15 protein-coding genes, 1 other RNA gene and 1 other annotated feature are annotated in these 15,386 nt (G+C 58.0%); of the genes, 15 read left to right on the top strand and 1 reads right to left on the bottom strand.

Features of this window, described 5'->3' with window-relative positions:
• Window positions 1–43 precede the first annotated feature (43 nt).
• The 14 genes from rnpB (at window position 44) to queA (ending at window position 13,835) form a co-directional block, all read left to right on the top strand.
• Window positions 44–467, top strand: an RNA gene (rnpB, locus tag Q7U39_10970) — RNase P RNA component class A.
• Between the two features lie 235 nt (window positions 468–702).
• On the top strand, window positions 703–2,478 hold the full coding sequence (gene ilvB / locus Q7U39_10965) for a biosynthetic-type acetolactate synthase large subunit (GenBank protein ID MDO9118473.1): 1,776 nt from the start codon (window positions 703–705) through the stop codon (window positions 2,476–2,478).
• Window positions 2,479–2,489: 11 nt separating this feature from the next.
• Complete coding sequence (ilvN, locus tag Q7U39_10960; protein ID MDO9118472.1) at window positions 2,490–3,008, top strand: acetolactate synthase small subunit; 519 nt, start codon at window positions 2,490–2,492, stop codon at window positions 3,006–3,008.
• 53 nt (window positions 3,009–3,061) lie between these two features.
• Window positions 3,062–4,078, top strand: coding sequence for a ketol-acid reductoisomerase (gene ilvC / locus Q7U39_10955; protein ID MDO9118471.1), 1,017 nt, complete (start codon window positions 3,062–3,064; stop codon window positions 4,076–4,078).
• A 14-nt stretch (window positions 4,079–4,092) separates the two neighbouring features.
• Window positions 4,093–4,743, top strand: a complete 651-nt coding sequence (locus tag Q7U39_10950; GenBank protein MDO9118470.1) for a phosphatidylserine decarboxylase family protein — start codon at window positions 4,093–4,095, stop codon at window positions 4,741–4,743.
• Window positions 4,740–5,543, top strand: a complete 804-nt coding sequence (gene pssA / locus Q7U39_10945) for a CDP-diacylglycerol--serine O-phosphatidyltransferase (protein ID MDO9118469.1) — start codon at window positions 4,740–4,742, stop codon at window positions 5,541–5,543. Before Q7U39_10950 ends, pssA begins: the two co-directional genes overlap by 4 nt.
• Window positions 5,539–5,772, top strand: a binding site (T-box leader). (Overlaps the previous gene by 5 nt.)
• Before the next feature lie 226 nt (window positions 5,773–5,998).
• On the top strand, window positions 5,999–7,546 hold the full coding sequence (locus tag Q7U39_10940) for a 2-isopropylmalate synthase (protein ID MDO9118468.1): 1,548 nt from the start codon (window positions 5,999–6,001) through the stop codon (window positions 7,544–7,546).
• 84 nt (window positions 7,547–7,630) lie between these two features.
• A complete protein-coding gene (locus Q7U39_10935) occupies window positions 7,631–7,993 on the top strand; it encodes a cupin domain-containing protein (GenBank protein MDO9118467.1) in 363 nt (120 codons plus the stop codon).
• 36 nt (window positions 7,994–8,029) lie between these two features.
• Window positions 8,030–9,103 carry a 3-isopropylmalate dehydrogenase gene (gene leuB / locus Q7U39_10930; GenBank protein ID MDO9118466.1) on the top strand — a complete coding sequence of 358 codons (1,074 nt, stop codon included), beginning with the start codon at window positions 8,030–8,032 and terminating at the stop codon, window positions 9,101–9,103.
• A gap of 14 nt (window positions 9,104–9,117) precedes the next feature.
• A complete protein-coding gene (locus tag Q7U39_10925) occupies window positions 9,118–10,320 on the top strand; it encodes a hypothetical protein (GenBank protein MDO9118465.1) in 1,203 nt (400 codons plus the stop codon).
• A 10-nt stretch (window positions 10,321–10,330) separates the two neighbouring features.
• Window positions 10,331–11,353: an aspartate-semialdehyde dehydrogenase gene (locus tag Q7U39_10920; protein MDO9118464.1), complete on the top strand. Its 1,023-nt coding sequence runs from the start codon at window positions 10,331–10,333 to the stop codon at window positions 11,351–11,353.
• Window positions 11,353–11,607 carry a DUF2905 domain-containing protein gene (locus tag Q7U39_10915; protein ID MDO9118463.1) on the top strand — a complete coding sequence of 85 codons (255 nt, stop codon included), beginning with the start codon at window positions 11,353–11,355 and terminating at the stop codon, window positions 11,605–11,607. Before Q7U39_10920 ends, Q7U39_10915 begins: the two co-directional genes overlap by 1 nt.
• Window positions 11,589–12,815 (top strand): SpoIID/LytB domain-containing protein, encoded by a 1,227-nt coding sequence (locus Q7U39_10910; GenBank protein MDO9118462.1) that lies wholly within the window; start codon window positions 11,589–11,591, stop codon window positions 12,813–12,815. The genes Q7U39_10915 and Q7U39_10910 overlap by 19 nt, the downstream gene beginning before the upstream one ends.
• Window positions 12,816–13,835 (top strand): tRNA preQ1(34) S-adenosylmethionine ribosyltransferase-isomerase QueA, encoded by a 1,020-nt coding sequence (queA, locus tag Q7U39_10905; GenBank protein ID MDO9118461.1) that lies wholly within the window; start codon window positions 12,816–12,818, stop codon window positions 13,833–13,835. It begins immediately after the preceding gene.
• A 46-nt stretch (window positions 13,836–13,881) separates the two neighbouring features.
• On the opposite strand, the gene Q7U39_10900 is transcribed toward queA, so the two are convergent.
• Window positions 13,882–14,580, bottom strand: a complete 699-nt coding sequence (locus Q7U39_10900; GenBank protein MDO9118460.1) for a SurA N-terminal domain-containing protein — start codon at window positions 14,578–14,580, stop codon at window positions 13,882–13,884.
• Between the two features lie 293 nt (window positions 14,581–14,873).
• Between Q7U39_10900 and Q7U39_10895 the strand changes: the two genes are divergently transcribed.
• Window positions 14,874–15,332 (top strand): hypothetical protein, encoded by a 459-nt coding sequence (locus Q7U39_10895; GenBank protein MDO9118459.1) that lies wholly within the window; start codon window positions 14,874–14,876, stop codon window positions 15,330–15,332.
• Window positions 15,333–15,386 lie beyond the last annotated feature (54 nt).

Genomic DNA, 15,386 nt, shown 5'->3' with positions numbered 1-15,386 from the left:
CTTGAAAGCCTGGGATTCCAGCCCTATAGTGTAAGTGCGCGAGAGAGGGGACTGGGTGATCGCTCGGCACCTTGTGTGCCGGGAGGAAAGTCCGGACTCCATGGGCGGGGCGCTGGGTAATTCCCAGGCGGAGTAATCCGACACCTGCACCACAGAAAACAAACCGCCGATGGCCAAGGCGACGGGATCCCATCTCGTCGCTACGGATCAGGTAAGGGTGAAACGGCGGGGTAAGAGCCCACCGCAGGGATGGTGACATCGCTGGCACGGTAAGCGTCGCCCGGTGCAAGGCCAAATAGGAAGACACGTGCGGTGCTCGCAAGGGCGCGGCGCAACGACTGGCCCGGTCGAGGTCTTCGGGTAGGTCGCTCGAGGTTCGGGGTAACTCGAATCCCAGAGAAATGATCACCCAGGCATGAACTCCGGTTCATGCGGGACAGAATCCGGCTTATAGGTTTCCTCGCTCGCGCTTTTTTCGTGTTAGGCGGTGCGTCAATTGTTCCCCCTCGGCTGTGCTGATGAGGAAGATGGCCCCGGCGGCTCTTGACCCTCATCTAGCGTGGTGTTAGGATCTCGCATTCTTTCCTATTGATATTGCACAAATTTCCGTGTGGATTGGCCAGAGGTTCTAGGATGGCCATTTCGTGAAGGGCTGCACGTTCTTGAAAACAGTACTCCGGGCATCCGGGGGAGGGAAACGATATGAAGCTCAACGGGTCTGAGATATTGATCGAGAGTCTCAAGCGGGAGGGGGTCAAAACGATCTTCGCGCTTCCCGGTGGCGTGGTCCTCAAGATATTCGATATGCTCCATCAGCAGAAAGACATAGACGTCATCTTGACGCGGCATGAACAGGGTGCCGGCCACATGGCCGAAGGCTATGCCAAAGCGACGGGGAAAGCAGGCGTGTGCTTGGTGACGTCCGGTCCCGGCATGACCAACGTCATTACCGCCTTGGCTGATGCCTACATGGACTCCGTTCCGTTGGTCTGTTTCAGCGGCCAGGTGCCCACGAGCCTGATCGGCAACGATGCGTTTCAAGAGGCCGACAATATTGGATTGAGCCGCCCTTGCACGAAGTACAACTTCCTCGTGAAGGACGTCAACGATCTCGCGATGACCATTAAAGAGGCGTTTTATATCGCGACGACAGGCCGCCCGGGTCCCGTCCTTGTCGATATTCCCAAAGACGTGTCGATGGCCACAGCCGAATTTGTCTACCCCACCTCCGTCTCAATTCGGGGGTATAACCCGACGTACGACGGCAACAAGTGGCAGATCAAGCAAGCGGCCGAAGCCATCATGAAGGCCAAGAAGCCGATTCTCTATGTCGGTGGCGGCGTCGTGTTTTCAGGCGCCTCGGCCGAATTGATCGAGCTGGCGGAACTGACGCAAATCCCGGTCGATATGACCCTCATGGGGCTCGGGGCATTTCCGGGAGAACACCAGCTCTCCTTGGGGATGCTGGGTATGCACGGCACCTATCAGGCCAACATGGCCATGCACTATTCTGATCTTGTGATTGCAATCGGGGCGCGCTTTGATGACCGCGTGACGGGAAAGGTCTCGGAGTTCTGTCCTCATGCCAAGGTCATTCATGTCGATATCGATCCGACATCGATCAGAAAGAACATCAACGTCGATATTCCGATCGTCGGGGATTGCAAGACCGTTCTGCGGGAGCTGAATCAGATTCTCCGCGCGTCGGTCAACGGGGAACAGAAGGAATTACGAAAGCCCTGGTGGAAGCAAATTCGTGAGTGGGAATCCGCTCATCCGTTGTCGTATCAGCAGGATGCGGACGGACCGATCAAGCCCCAGCATGTGGTGAAGCGGTTGTATGAACTGACGAAGGACCGGGACCCGATCGTTTCAACCGATGTGGGCCAACATCAGATGTGGGCCGCCCAATATTTCAAGCTGGCCAAGCCGAATCGCTGGTTGACGTCCGGTGGGCTGGGGACCATGGGCTTTGGGTTTCCCGCGGCGATGGGCGCGCAGGCGGCGTTTCCCGGTCGGTTGGTGCTGTGCATTGCGGGGGACGGCAGCATTCAGATGAATATGCAGGAGATGGCCACGGCGGTGGTAAGCAAGCTTCCTGTGAAGATCATCGTCCTGAATAACCGGTTCCATGGCATGGTCCGGCAGTGGCAGGATTTGTTCTACCAGGGCCGCTATGCCTCCAGCGACCTCGAGAATACTCCGGACTTTGTGAAGTTGGCGGAAGCCTATGGGGCCGTCGGGTTGCGCGCGAACAAGGTGGGCGATCTCGACGCGGTGCTTAGGGAAGCCATCGCGGTGGACGGGCCGGTGATTGTGGATGTGCCGACCTATCGTTTTGAAAACGTGTATCCGATGATTCCGGCCGGAGGGTGTAACCACGAGATGATCTTGGAAGATCCGCCGGAGTTGAAAAATAAACAGGCGAGCACATCCAAAGTGACGCCGGATGGTACCGATACCGTCCTGACCGCCTAAGGCATTCGAATATGGAACACATCATTTCCGTCACGGTCGAAAATAAGTTTGGCGTGTTGTCCCGTGTGGCCGGGCTGTTCAGTGGCCGGGGTTTCAATATCGAGAGTCTGTCGGTGGCGCCGACGCTGGATCCTTCGATGTCGCAGATGACGATCGTGACCTCGGGCGACGATCGCATCATCGAACAGATCGTGAAGCATCTTAACAAGCTCATCGACGTGATCAAGGTCGTCGATCTGAACGAGAGCGAGTTCGTGTCGCGCGAGACGGCCTTGATCAAGGTGCATACCAAGGCCGAAGATCGTGCTGAGGCGCTAAGAATCGCGGACATTTTTCGCGCCAACGTCATCGATTCGACGCCGGCGACCTATACCATCGAGGTCACGGGCGATCCGAAAAAGATTGAAGCCATCATCAATCTCCTGCAGCCGCTTGGGATCAAGGAATTGACTCGAACCGGGCGAGTGGCCGTGGCGCGGGAGCCGATTCGAGCGAGCGCGGTGCAGCCCAAGAAGGTGGCGCGCGAGTAGTCTGGAGTTTACGGGGCTATCTATTTCTGAAACAGGGCGTTCCTGAGGAGTTCATGATGAAGATTTATTACGACAAAGATGCCGACATTCAGCAGATTCGCAATAAGAAGGTCGCCGTGATCGGCTACGGCAGCCAGGGCCATGCGCATGCCCTCAATATGAAGGAGAGCGGCGTCAATGTGGTGATCGGTGTGCGCGAAGGCGCATCATGGAAAAAAGCTGAGCAGAGCGGACTCAAGGTCATGCCGGTCGCCGATGCCGTCAAGGCTTCCGATGTGGTGATGATCCTGGCGCCCGATGAAATGCAGGCGGCTATTTATCGTCAGGACATTGCACCGAACCTGAAGCCCGGTTCCTATCTCGCGTTCGGGCACGGGTTCAACATCCATTTCGGCCAGATCGTGCCTCCGGCGAACATCAACGTGTTTATGGTCGCTCCTAAGGGGCCCGGACACTTGGTTCGGTCTGAGTACACCAAGGGCAGCGGCGTGCCGTGTTTGCTCGCCGTTCACCAGGATCCGAGCGGGACCACACGGCAGGTGGGCCTGGCCTATGCGAGTGCGGTCGGCGGCGGTCGCGCCGGTATTATCGAAACCAATTTCCGTGAAGAGACCGAGACCGATCTGTTCGGCGAGCAGGCCGTGCTGTGCGGCGGCCTGACATCGCTCATTCAGGCGGGCTATGAGACGTTGACGGAAGCGGGCTATTCGCCGGAGATGGCCTATTTCGAATGTCTGCATGAAGTGAAATTGATCGTCGATCTGATTTATCAGGGCGGAATTGCCAACATGCGCTATTCGATCAGCACCACGGCCAAGTATGGGGATATTACCCGTGGGCCTCGAGTGGTGACCGAGCAGACGAAGCAGGAAATGAAGAAGATCCTCGGTGAAATTCAGACCGGTCAGTTTGCCAAAGAGTGGGTGCTTGAGAATCAAGCCAATCGTCCTGTCTACAATGCGTTGCTTGCCAAAGGCGAAGCGCATCCCATCGAGGCCGTAGGGGCCAAGCTCCGGGCGATGATGCCCTGGCTGAAGAAAGATCAGCTGGTCGATAAGACCAAGAACTAGAAGGGGCGAGCCCTGTGGCTGATCGTGCCGTCGGTGTCCCGTTTGCCAAAGAGGGGTTTCCCTTCATCGGTGCGGCAGCGGGCGTTACACTCTGTGCTGGATGGATGGGTTGGACGCCGGTTGCCGCGGTGGCGGCTGGTCTGACACTGTTCGTGGCGTGGTTTTTCCGCAACCCCGCGCGGGTGATTCCGGAAGGCCCTGGACTGATCGTGGCGCCCGGCGACGGGAAAATCATTGCCATCGAAGAAGAGTTCGAGCCTCGCTATCTCAAGGACCGCAGCCTCCGGGTCACGATCTTTCTGAATGTGTTCGACGTTCACATCAACCGGATTCCCTGCGAAGGGGTCATTGAAGATGTGCAGTACCAGCCGGGGCTCTTTTTGGTCGCCAGTAAGCCGGAGGCGACGATCAAGAATGAGCAAAATGCGCTGATGATTCAAGCGGCCAGCGGTGCAAAGGTCTTGTGCGTGCAAGTGGCGGGGCTCATTGCCCGGCGCATTGTCTGCTGGGTCTCCCCTAAAGATCGGGCAAAGCTCGGAGAGCGGTTTGGTTTGATCCGATTTGGTTCGCGGATGGACACATTTCTTCCCATCGGTACGAAACTCAGAGTGGCCGTTGGAGATCGTGTGAAAGGCGGAGCAACCATCTTGGGAGACCTACGATGAAGGGAAACGGCTTGCGACAATCGTTGGGGAAGGAAGCGCGGAAACGTCAGGCGATGCATCTGATTCCCAATCTCTTCACGACGGGGAACCTGTTTTGCGGTGTCTATGCCATCCTGTCTGTCTTCAATGCCAACTATATGGCCGCAGCGATTGCCATTTTGGTCGCAATGATTTTCGATGTGTTGGATGGAAAGTCGGCCCGACTGACGAACAGCACGAGCCATTTCGGATTGGAGTATGACTCCCTGTCCGATGTGGTGTCGTTCGGTGTCGCCCCGGGTCTCCTGATCTACTCCTGGGCGCTGAGCGGACAAGGTATGTTTGGTGTCGCCGTGATGTTCGCCTATGTCGCGATGGGGGCGGTCCGGCTTGCGCGTTTCAATTCAACGGTCGCGCTGGCTGACAGCAAGTACTTCACCGGGTTGGCGATTCCCGCGGCTGCCGGAGTGGTCGCGTCGCTGGTGATTCTCGACCATCATATTGTCCGGATGGGGACGGAAGTGAAGCCGGTGTTGGTGTTGGTCATCACGCTCGCTCTTTCCTTCCTCATGGTTAGTACCGTGAAGTATCGCAGCTTCAAGGATATGAAGTTCAAAGGCCGCCAGCAGATTACCTATCTAGTGTGGGGCATTCTTGCGCTCATGATGATTGCGGCCTGGCCTGAGGTGATGCTGTTTGTGGTATTTTCGGGCTATGCGTTGATGGGACCGACCGAACGATTGTTCTGGTTGATGGCGAAAGCCGTTGGGAAGAAACCTCTTTCCAAGTCTGACCAGCCTGTGATAGAACCCAAATCGTAAGGCGACGACGAGGAGTAGTACGCGAGCCGCACAGATTTGAGAGAGCCGGCGGGTGGTGCAAGCCGGTCTGTGTGTCGCCGAACTCGCCTCTGAGCCGAATCCGTGAACCTCGAGTAATGGATTCCGCTTCGCCCCCGTAAGGGGCTAATGAAGGGTGATGGATGACCATATGTCATTCGTTGCCGAACCAGGGTGGTACCACGAAGCGCGCGAAGCCTTCGTCCCTGACCGTAATGGGGGGGCGAAGGCTTTTTCTATTTGAGGCTGCTGAAAAAGCTCCCCTGCAGTGTTCTTGGTCGTTCGACCCCTTCGACGTACTGCTGCCGTACGCCTTGAGGATCGCCCTCTCTGCGGCCTTGCCCGCAGAGCGGTGTGTCTCGTCGTGCCGGGGCTGAATGGGTGAGAACGGGGGGGCTGTTTGAGCATCCTGATGGAAGCGTGAGGGAGGAGAAACCATGGAACGGATGATTCGCATTTTCGATACGACGTTGCGCGACGGCGAACAGTCGCCCGGCGCCAGCATGAATGTGGAAGAGAAAGTCATGGTGGCGAAGCAGCTGGCGCGGCTCGGGGTCGATATCATCGAAGCCGGTTTTGCCTACAGTTCGCCTGGAGATTTTGAGGCGGTTCGCCGGATTGCGTTGGAGGTTGAGGGACCGACGGTCTGCAGTCTGGCGCGGGCTCGTCCGGAGGACATCGATCGAGCCTGGGAGGCGCTCAAAGGAGCGCCGAAGGCCAGGATTCATACGTTCCTCTCGACGTCCGACATCCATTTGAAGCATCAGTTCAGGATGACGCGGGAAGAGGCCAGGAAGCGCGCGGTCGAGATGGTGCAGCGCGCGCGGAGCTATATGCCGGACGTGGAGTTCTCCCTCATGGATGCGAGCCGCTCGGACCAATCCTACGTCTATGAGGTCATTGAAGCGGTGATTGCCGCCGGGGCGGGAACGATCAATATTCCCGATACGGTGGGCTATGCCGTGCCGCAAGAGTTCGGCGCGTTGATCAAAGGGATTTTCGACAAAGTGCCGAATGCCAAGCAGGCCGTGATTTCAGTCCACTGCCACAACGACTTGGGTGTCGCTGTGGCGAATAGTTTAGCGGCGATCGTCAATGGCGCGGGCCAAGTGGAGTGCACGATCAACGGGATCGGCGAACGGGCCGGCAACACGTCGCTTGAAGAAATCGTCATGGGGCTCCGGACCCGGAAGGACTTTTATCAGGCCGATACCGGCATCCGGACGGAGGAGATTGCCAAGACGAGCCGGTTGGTGAGTAAGATTACCGGCATGGTCGTGCAGCCGAACAAGGCCATCGTCGGTGCGAATGCGTTCGCTCACACGTCCGGGATTCACCAGGACGGGCTGTTGAAGGATAAGACGACCTACGAAATCATGCGGCCGGAATCGATCGGGTTGATCGAGAGCAAGATGGTCATGGGCAAGTTGTCCGGGCGTCATGCATTCCGGCAGCGATTGGATGATTTGGGGTACAAGCTCAGCGAGGAAGAGCTCAACCATGCTTTTGAACGTTTCAAGAAGCTGGCCGATCAAAAGAAGGAAATTTTCGAAGAAGATTTAGAAGTGATCGTGTCGGAAGAGTTGGCCAAGATGACCGAGCGGATTGTGTTGAAGTCGTTCCATGTCGAAAGCGGCACGAATCTCGTACCGACAGCGACGGTGGAATTGAACATTGACGGACAAGTGATCAAGGAATCAGGCACCGGCGACGGGCCGGTCGATGCGGTCTATCGGACGATTGCGGCCATCACAAAGACGAAGAGTAAACTGTTGATGTTCGGCGTCAACGCCATTACCGGCGGGACAGATGCGCAGGGAGAAGTCTCCGTGCGCGTGGAGGAAGACGGCCGCACGGTCTCGGGTCATGGGGCGGATACAGATATCATCATGGCCGCGGCCCGGGCCTACCTCAATGCGTTGAATCGACTCGCGTATATGGCCTCGAAGCAGGCGGAGGGGGAGCAGAAAGTCCGCTTGATTTGATCGTTCCCGCCACGCTAGAGTGACGGCCCCTGGTGTCTGCAAGTGGCGGTTGGCCTCGTTGCGGACAGGTTGGGGCGGTCTCCCATGCTCAAGCGCACTCTCTTGGAATGCCCTGAATTTCTTGCCGGAGACCACACGGTTCTTCGCGAACTGTTGCATCCGGCCAAGCAGCCGGTGCAGCTGGGTTACAGTCTTGCGCATGGCCGATTGGCTCCCGGCTGCCGGTCTAAGCGGCACAAGCTGGCTTCGTCAGAGGTGTACTACTTTATCGCCGGGCAGGGCCGCTTCAGTATCGGGAGTGAGACCGAGCTCGTCGAACGCGGATCCATCGTGTACGTGCCGCCCGGGGGGAATCAGTCGCTGGAAAACATTGGTACGACGGAAATAGAATTTTTGTGTCTGGTTGATCCGGCCTGGCGGAGTGAGGATGAGCAGGTCGAGGAGTAGAGAGTCCAGTCTGTTCGCAGGAAGGAGTGGCGTGACGTGAAAGCGAAGATTGCAGTCTTAGCGGGTGATGGAGTCGGGCGTGAGATTGTTCCCGAAGCGGTCAAGGTGTTACAGGCTATCGGAGAGAAGTATCAACACTCGTTTGAATTCACCTCGGCCGACATCGGCGGACAAGCGATCGACAAAGTGGGTGTGCCGCTGCCGCACGAAACCTTGGCCTTGGCCAAGCAAAGCGACGCGGTATTGCTGGGAGCCGTTGGGGGGCCCAAATGGGAAGGGTTGGAGTACAGCCTTCGTCCTGAGCGGGCGCTGCTCGCTATCCGCGAGGCCTTAGGGTTGTATGCCAATTTACGTCCCGCCAAGGTGTACCCCAATCTGCTTGACGCCTCGACGTTGAAGCGCGAGGTGATCGAGGGGATCGATATTCTCGTCGTGCGAGAGCTGACCGGCGGCATCTATTTCGGGAAACCGAAGGGGATTGAAAAGCTGCCGAACGGGGAAGAGCGCGGAGTGAACACGGAAGTCTACACGACCGAAGAGATTCGCCGGATCGGCAAGGTGGCCTTCGAAGCGGCGCGCAAGCGGCGGAAGAAGGTCACGTCGGTCGACAAGGCGAATGTGCTGGAATCGTCCGAGTTGTGGCGCCGGGTGATGATCGAGGTGCAGAAGAGTTATCCGGACGTCGAATTGCATCACATCTATGTCGACAATGCCGCGATGCAATTGGTCCGTAATCCGCGCCAGTTCGATGTCATGGTGTGCAACAATATCTTCGGAGATATTCTGAGTGACGAAGCGGCCATGCTGACCGGATCGATCGGCATGCTGCCGTCGGCCAGTATCGGCGCCAAGGTCGGATTGTTCGAGCCGATCCATGGTAGCGCGCCCGATATCGCGGGAAAGAACATCGCGAATCCCATTGCGACGATTGCCTCTGTGGGCATGATGTTGTCCTACGCGTTCAAGCTCGAGAAAGAAGCCGAAGCAATCGAGCAGGCCATCGTCAAGACTCTCGATATGGGGTACCGCACCAAGGACATTCAGAGCCCGGGAACCAGAGTCGTCGGCACGACCGAGATGGGCGACGCCATTCTTCGCAATTTAAACTGAGGCGGGACTCTCGCATGGCAACCTTGTTCACATCCTGGACTCTTGCGACGCGGGCTGGCACTGGCGAGCCCGGGTTCAGCGGTGACGGCGGGCCGGCCTCGCAGGCGTGCCTGAATGAGCCGAAGGGCCTGGCGATCGATCGCCAGGGAAATCTCTTTGTTGCAGATTCTGAAAACCACGTCGTGAGGCGAGTGGATTGCGTCACTGGCCTGATTTCCACTGTGGTCGGCTGCGCACCTGAAGCAGTCGCGTCGACTCCTCCCTTGGGTGGTGGCGATCTGGTCCCTGAGGAAGACATTGACCCCTTAGCCGAGACGAGCCACAAGACGACGGAGCAGTTTACTCAACAGACGGATCTGAGTGGGACAGTGCGCTATCTCGTCGGAGCCGCGGCCCCGAAACGGTACGGCGGAGACGGCGGACCCGCCACGGAAGCGCTGCTTAATTTCCCCACAGCGGTCGCCATTGATGCGCAGGGCCATCTGTACATCGCCGATATGATGAACCATCGAGTTCGCCGCGTGGATGCCCAGACCGGGATCATCACGACGATGGCCGGCACCGGGCAGGCACGGTTTTCCGGCGACGGCGGGCCGGCTGATCGTGCGGCCCTGAACGAACCGGCCGCCTTGGCGGTCGACGCGCAGGGGCAGTTATATATTGCCGATCAGAGTAATAACCGAGTGCGGGCCGTCGACCTGAAGACCGGGATGATCCGTACGGTCGCAGGAATGGGATCGGCGGCATACGATGGAGACGGTAAACCGGCGGTGGAATCGAGCCTTGCCGGGCCCAGCGGGTTAGCGGTCGCGGCGGGGACGCTCTATATTGCCGATACGTTCAATAGTCGCATCCGATCCGTCGATCTTGTCACCGGTATGATTGCGACGGCGGTCGGTGATGGAGGAAGTTATCGCTATCAGTCGCCCGATGATCCACCGTCTCCAAGTGTCTCCCGGCCCTCAGGGATTGCGCTGGATCGAGAAGGCAATCTATTTCTGACTGATTCTGACAGCCACCTGATCCGTCGATGGGACCGCACCACGGGTCACTTGACGCGCATGGCCGGTACCGGGTCTGCCTCGTCTGTCGGTGACGGCGGATCGGCATTGGACGCAGGGTTGTGCTATCCCTTCGGTATTGTCGCGGATGGCGAGCGGACACTCTTGATCGCCGACACCTTTAATCACCGTATTCGTGCCCTCTCGCTGGAATAGGATTCGTCACATGCTTAAGAAAAAGTCCGCCTACACTGTGGCCATTCTTGGCGCGACCGGCGCGGTCGGCAAGGAGAGTCTGGAAATTCTCGAAGAGCGAAACTTCCCGCTGGCTGCACTCCGGCTGTTTGCGTCGAAGCGCTCCGCCGGCGAAGTGATGACCTGTCAGGGCAAGGAGTGGACGGTTGAAGAATTGACCGAGTCCTCGTCTTTTGCCGGCGTTGATTTCGCCTTCATCTCCGCGACGGATGCCATCAGTAAGGAGTATGGCCCTCGCCTGGGTGCGGCTGGGGTCGTGGTTATCGACGACAGTGGGGTCTTTCGGATGGATCCGCAAGTGCCGCTGGTGGTGCCGGAAGTGAATGCCTCGGCGTTGCGATCGCTTCCCCGGGGGATCGTGTCCATTCCCAATTGCACAACGACTCCGTTGGTCATGGCGCTCAAGCCGCTGCATGATGCGGTTGGGGTGAAGCGAGTGGTGGTAACGACCTTCCAGTCGGTGTCAGGGACCGGCGCCGCGGCGATGGACGAGTTGCTGGACCAGACGAGGGCGCTGATGGCCTTTCGCGAGGTGAAGGCCGAAGTTTATCCCTATCAGATTGCCTTCAATCTATTGCCGCATATCGGGTCATTTTCCGAGGGCGGTGAGTGCTCCGAAGAAATCAAGATTGTCAGAGAGACGAGAAAGATTCTGGATGCACCCAAGATGCGGGTGACGTCCACCACGGTGCGGGTACCGGTGTTGCGCTGCCATTCCGAGTCCATCAATGTGGAGTTGGAGAAGCCGTTGACTCCCAATGAGGCTCGCGCGGCGCTGGCGGCGATGCCGGGGGTGCTGGTCTACGACGACCCGTTGAAGAAACTCTATCCCATGCCATTGGACGCGACGGGGAAAGACGACGTCTACGTCGGCCGCATCCGCGAAGATGCCTCGGTGACGAACGGACTCAATCTGTGGGTCGTATCCGACAATCTTCGAAAGGGCGCCGCGTTGAACGCCGTTCAAATCGCCGAGTGTCTGGTGCGGGACTGATGGGCGAATGGGGCGCCTTCGGGAAGCTCCTGATTGCAGCCGGGTGCGGATTGGTCGTGGTGGGACTGCTGTTCGTCCTGAGCGACCGGATTCCGGGGTTGAGTGGATGGTTTGGGTGGGTCGGGAAACTGCCGGGCGACATTTCAATTCAGCGCGATCATTTCTCCTTTTATGTTCCCCTTGGGACTAGTCTGGTGATTAGTATCGGACTAAGTCTGCTATTCTATCTTTTATCATGGCTATTCAGACGATAGGACATCTTGGTCGGTTGGCAGGTCTCTGGGCGGTGTGCGGGGCGGTCTTCACCCTCAGCGCGCCGGTTCAAGCGGCTGAGTCCATTCGGGTCTTACTGGCGTCCGATGTCCACCGACTCGAGGTGCGCGCCGAAAGTGCGGTGTGGCTCACCGACGGACAGAGTCGGTCGCATTCGTACAATACGGCTCTGCATATCGAGTTGCGCGGGGCGGCGCTCCTCGTCAACGGGACGCGGGTGGCGGGGGAGCAGTTTACGCTGCGTGCGGGCGAGCATGACCTAAAGCTCTGGTTGCCACGTGTGCCCGGTGGGAGCCATGGCGCTGTGCTGCATCCTGCCGATGAGCGGGGCGCTCTCCATGTGAGCGGACTGGTGCATGTCGTCCGGCGCGGGAAAGGCCTGCTCGTGATCAATCAGGTGGATCTTGAGGAGTATGTGAAAGGGGTGGTGCCTGCTGAAGTCAATTCGACCTGGCACCGCGAAATGCTCAAAGTGCAGGCCGTGGCGGCGCGAACTTACGCGCTGTATCAGCATATGCTGAGCGCGTCGCGTGACTATGATGTGGCGGCGAGTATTCAGGATCAGGTCTATCGAGGACGGCAGGGAGTGGACGCGCGTGTACAGGAAGCGGTGGAATCGACCCGTGGCCTGGTGGTGACCCATGATGGCGCGCCGATCTATGCCGCGTTTTCTTCGACTGCGGCAGGAATCACCGAGGATGCGATGGTGGTCTGGTCGAAGGATCTGCCGTATCTGAAAGGCGTGGAATGTCCTTTCGATGTGGCGTCTCCGTACTACCAGTGGAAGGCGTCCTTCAGAGTGACCACGCTGGAGCGTAATCTGAGGCATCAGGGATTTTCGGTGGGGACGATCGCCACGATGACGCCGGTGGGCTTCAGTCGTGCCGGGCGGGTTTCTAAGCTGCGCATCCTGCATTCCAAGGGCGAACTTATCTTGCGTGGTGAGGATCTTCGGAAGGCGGTTGGATATACCGTTGTGCCGAGTACGCAGTTCACGATCGAGTCTATGGGGCAGGACATTGTGTTGGCAGGATACGGCGCCGGGCATGCCGTAGGGCTCTGTCAGTGGGGTGCGAAGGAGCTAGCGGAGCTCGGGTATTCCTTCTCCTCGATCCTACGGTACTACTATCCCGGCACTGAGTTGCAGAATGTGGCATTGACGAAAATGCCCCCGGTTCCGAGTTCCTAGATGAATCTCTCTGAATTCGATTTTCCGTTCGATCCCGCACTGATCGCCTCCGAGCCGGTACTGCCTCGCCATGCAGCGCGCTTGCTGTGTCTCGACCCACGGACAGGAGCCTTGTCGAATCGGCATGTGGCCGATCTTCCGGAGTTGTTGGCGCCCGGGGATCTGCTTGTGGTGAACGACACGAAGGTCTTGGCCGCTCGTCTGTCCGGACGTAAACAGCCGACAGGCACGGTTGTGGATGTGCTGTTCGTCAAAGACCTCGGCGATGCGGTCTGGGAGGTGATGCTCAAAGGTCATTTTCGCGTGGGCCAGACGATCCTGTTTGAGGGGGATGCTCGTGCGACGGTCGTACAGCGGGATGAGCATGGCACGAAAATCAAGGTTGTGAGCCCGGTTCCGGTTGTCGACTTCCTGCGGGCTCACGGGTGTATGCCGCTTCCCCCCTATATCAAGCGTTCGGCGCAGCCGGAGGATCAGGTCTGGTATCAAACCTGTTTTGCGGATCGAGAGGGGGCGATCGCGGCTCCGACGGCCGGTCTGCACTTCACGCCGGAGCTTATGGTTCGCTTGCGGGAACGGGGTGTTGAGACATCAGCGGTGACGTTGCATGTAGGACCTGGGACCTTTAAGCCGGTAGTCGTCGAGCGAATTGAGGAACATCAAATGGGAGAGGAATGGTTTGAAGTGAGTGAGCGGACGGTAGCGGCAATCCTCAGGACGAAACGAGCCGGAGGACGAGTCGTTGCGGTCGGGACCACCGTGGTCCGTGCGCTCGAATCGGCTGCGCAGCAGGCCGGAGGGCTTCAGCCGACAGCCGGGGAGAGCCGGCTGTTTATCTCGCCGGGATTTCACTTCAATGCGGTTGATGCTCTCATGACGAATTTTCACCTCCCTCGCACGACGCTTCTGATGCTGGTCTCTGCGCTAGCCGGCGTGGAGATGATGCGGAAAGCCTATGCTGAAGCGGTGGAACAGCGCTATCGCTTTTATAGCTATGGCGATGCGATGCTGATCCTCTAAGCAGAGGGGGCGAAGCCAGCGGCCAGCGCTCTCTGCGCGATCAGTGTTACAGCAGTTCCCGATGAACCTTAACGGGGATTTTGCCTTTGAGCGACTCCTGAAACGCTACCAGCGCGCGCTGCTGCTTTTGGAAGAGCATATCTTCCAGCACGCGATCCTTTGCGGCGGTGGCTTTCGTGGGGTCAGCGTCCGGCTGCCTGGTCATCAGGGCCTGTCCTTCGGAGATCTCCGACGGCGTTAAGGCGACGGCATCCCGGACAAACATCCTCGCCTTATTGCCGAGGATTTCTTTGGCCTGCGCCTCTTCAAAGACTTTGGGGGTGAGATGGTTCGCGGCCAGGAGTCGCTGGTAGAGCTCCGGATCGAATGCCCCGTTTTTTTGAAATTCCGGGACTTGCACGATCATTTCGCGCAGGTCTCCGTCGGAGACGGTGATACCCATGTCTTTCGCGGCCATCAGCCAGAGGCGGTTGTCGACGAGTTGTTCGATCACAAATTGCTTGATCGTTTCGTCCTTGAACTCTCCCGGCACTTTTTCTTTGTAGAAGCGGTACATGTTCTCGTAGGCGCGCCGAAACTCATCGCGCGTGACGGCCAAATCGCCGACGGTGGCGACGGTGTTTCCCGGCTGGTCCCCGAATCCCCACCAGCCCATGGTAATCACAAAGGCGATGGCCAGGATGCCCATGATTGATTTCAACAGCCAGGGATGATTGTGCGATGCGTCCCGCATTACCTTGATCATGCAAATCCTCTCAGTCGCAAAATGGTTCCGGATTGTACTTGGCGCTGGGGCTGAAGGCAAGATCATGGGCGGCCATCGACCGTGAACGGTCTGGCGAAGGACGATAGGTTCGCGAGGACACGGAGTAGATCAATGGACGAAGCAGTCTCCGTATCCGGCCACGTATTATCCCTATTGGCGCCTGCCAGGGTCGGTTCGAAGAAAAATTCGCACAAGTATGAGGAAAGAATGCTGTTTGTTTGTGCAAGTTGTTTGATTTTGTTATACTTTGCCATTAATTTGAAGGAGATTCCTTGATAGGGGTAGGGCCAGTTGCGAAGCTCATCGAAGGAGCGGTCTATCCCAAGGCGTACGTACTCAATCGGTTTATTGCGAAGCTCATCGATTTGTTCATTGTCGTGGCCGCTGATGAAGTTGCGCCGCCAGTCGGGTTTCTTTCCGGATTGGCCTACATTCTGATTGCGGACGGATTTGCGGGTGGAAGAAGTATCGGGAAGCGGCTGGTCGGATTGCAGACCATGCGTCTCGATGTGCGGGAGACGGCCGGATTTCGAGAATCGATTATTCGGAATTTGCCATGCGGCGTCGCCCAGCTGTTGTTTGCGGTGCCGTATGTCGGATGGATCGGGTCTGTGGCAGTCTTGGCCTTTGAGAGTGTCTTGATTGTAGGAAATGAGCATGGGCGGCGCCTCGGGGACGAGGTGGCGCGTACCCAGGTACTGGATGCAGGACAGTTGGCGGTGCCTGACTAAATTTATGAATAGCGAGGGACTCGCATAGCGGATAGCGAGTTCATGACGAAGGGA

The sequence above is a fragment of the Nitrospira sp. genome, assembly GCA_030653545.1.
GTDB lineage: Bacteria > Nitrospirota > Nitrospiria > Nitrospirales > Nitrospiraceae > Nitrospira_D.
The sequence above is the reverse complement of the archived record's forward strand: the minus strand, read 5'-3'. Positions and strand labels throughout refer to the sequence as shown.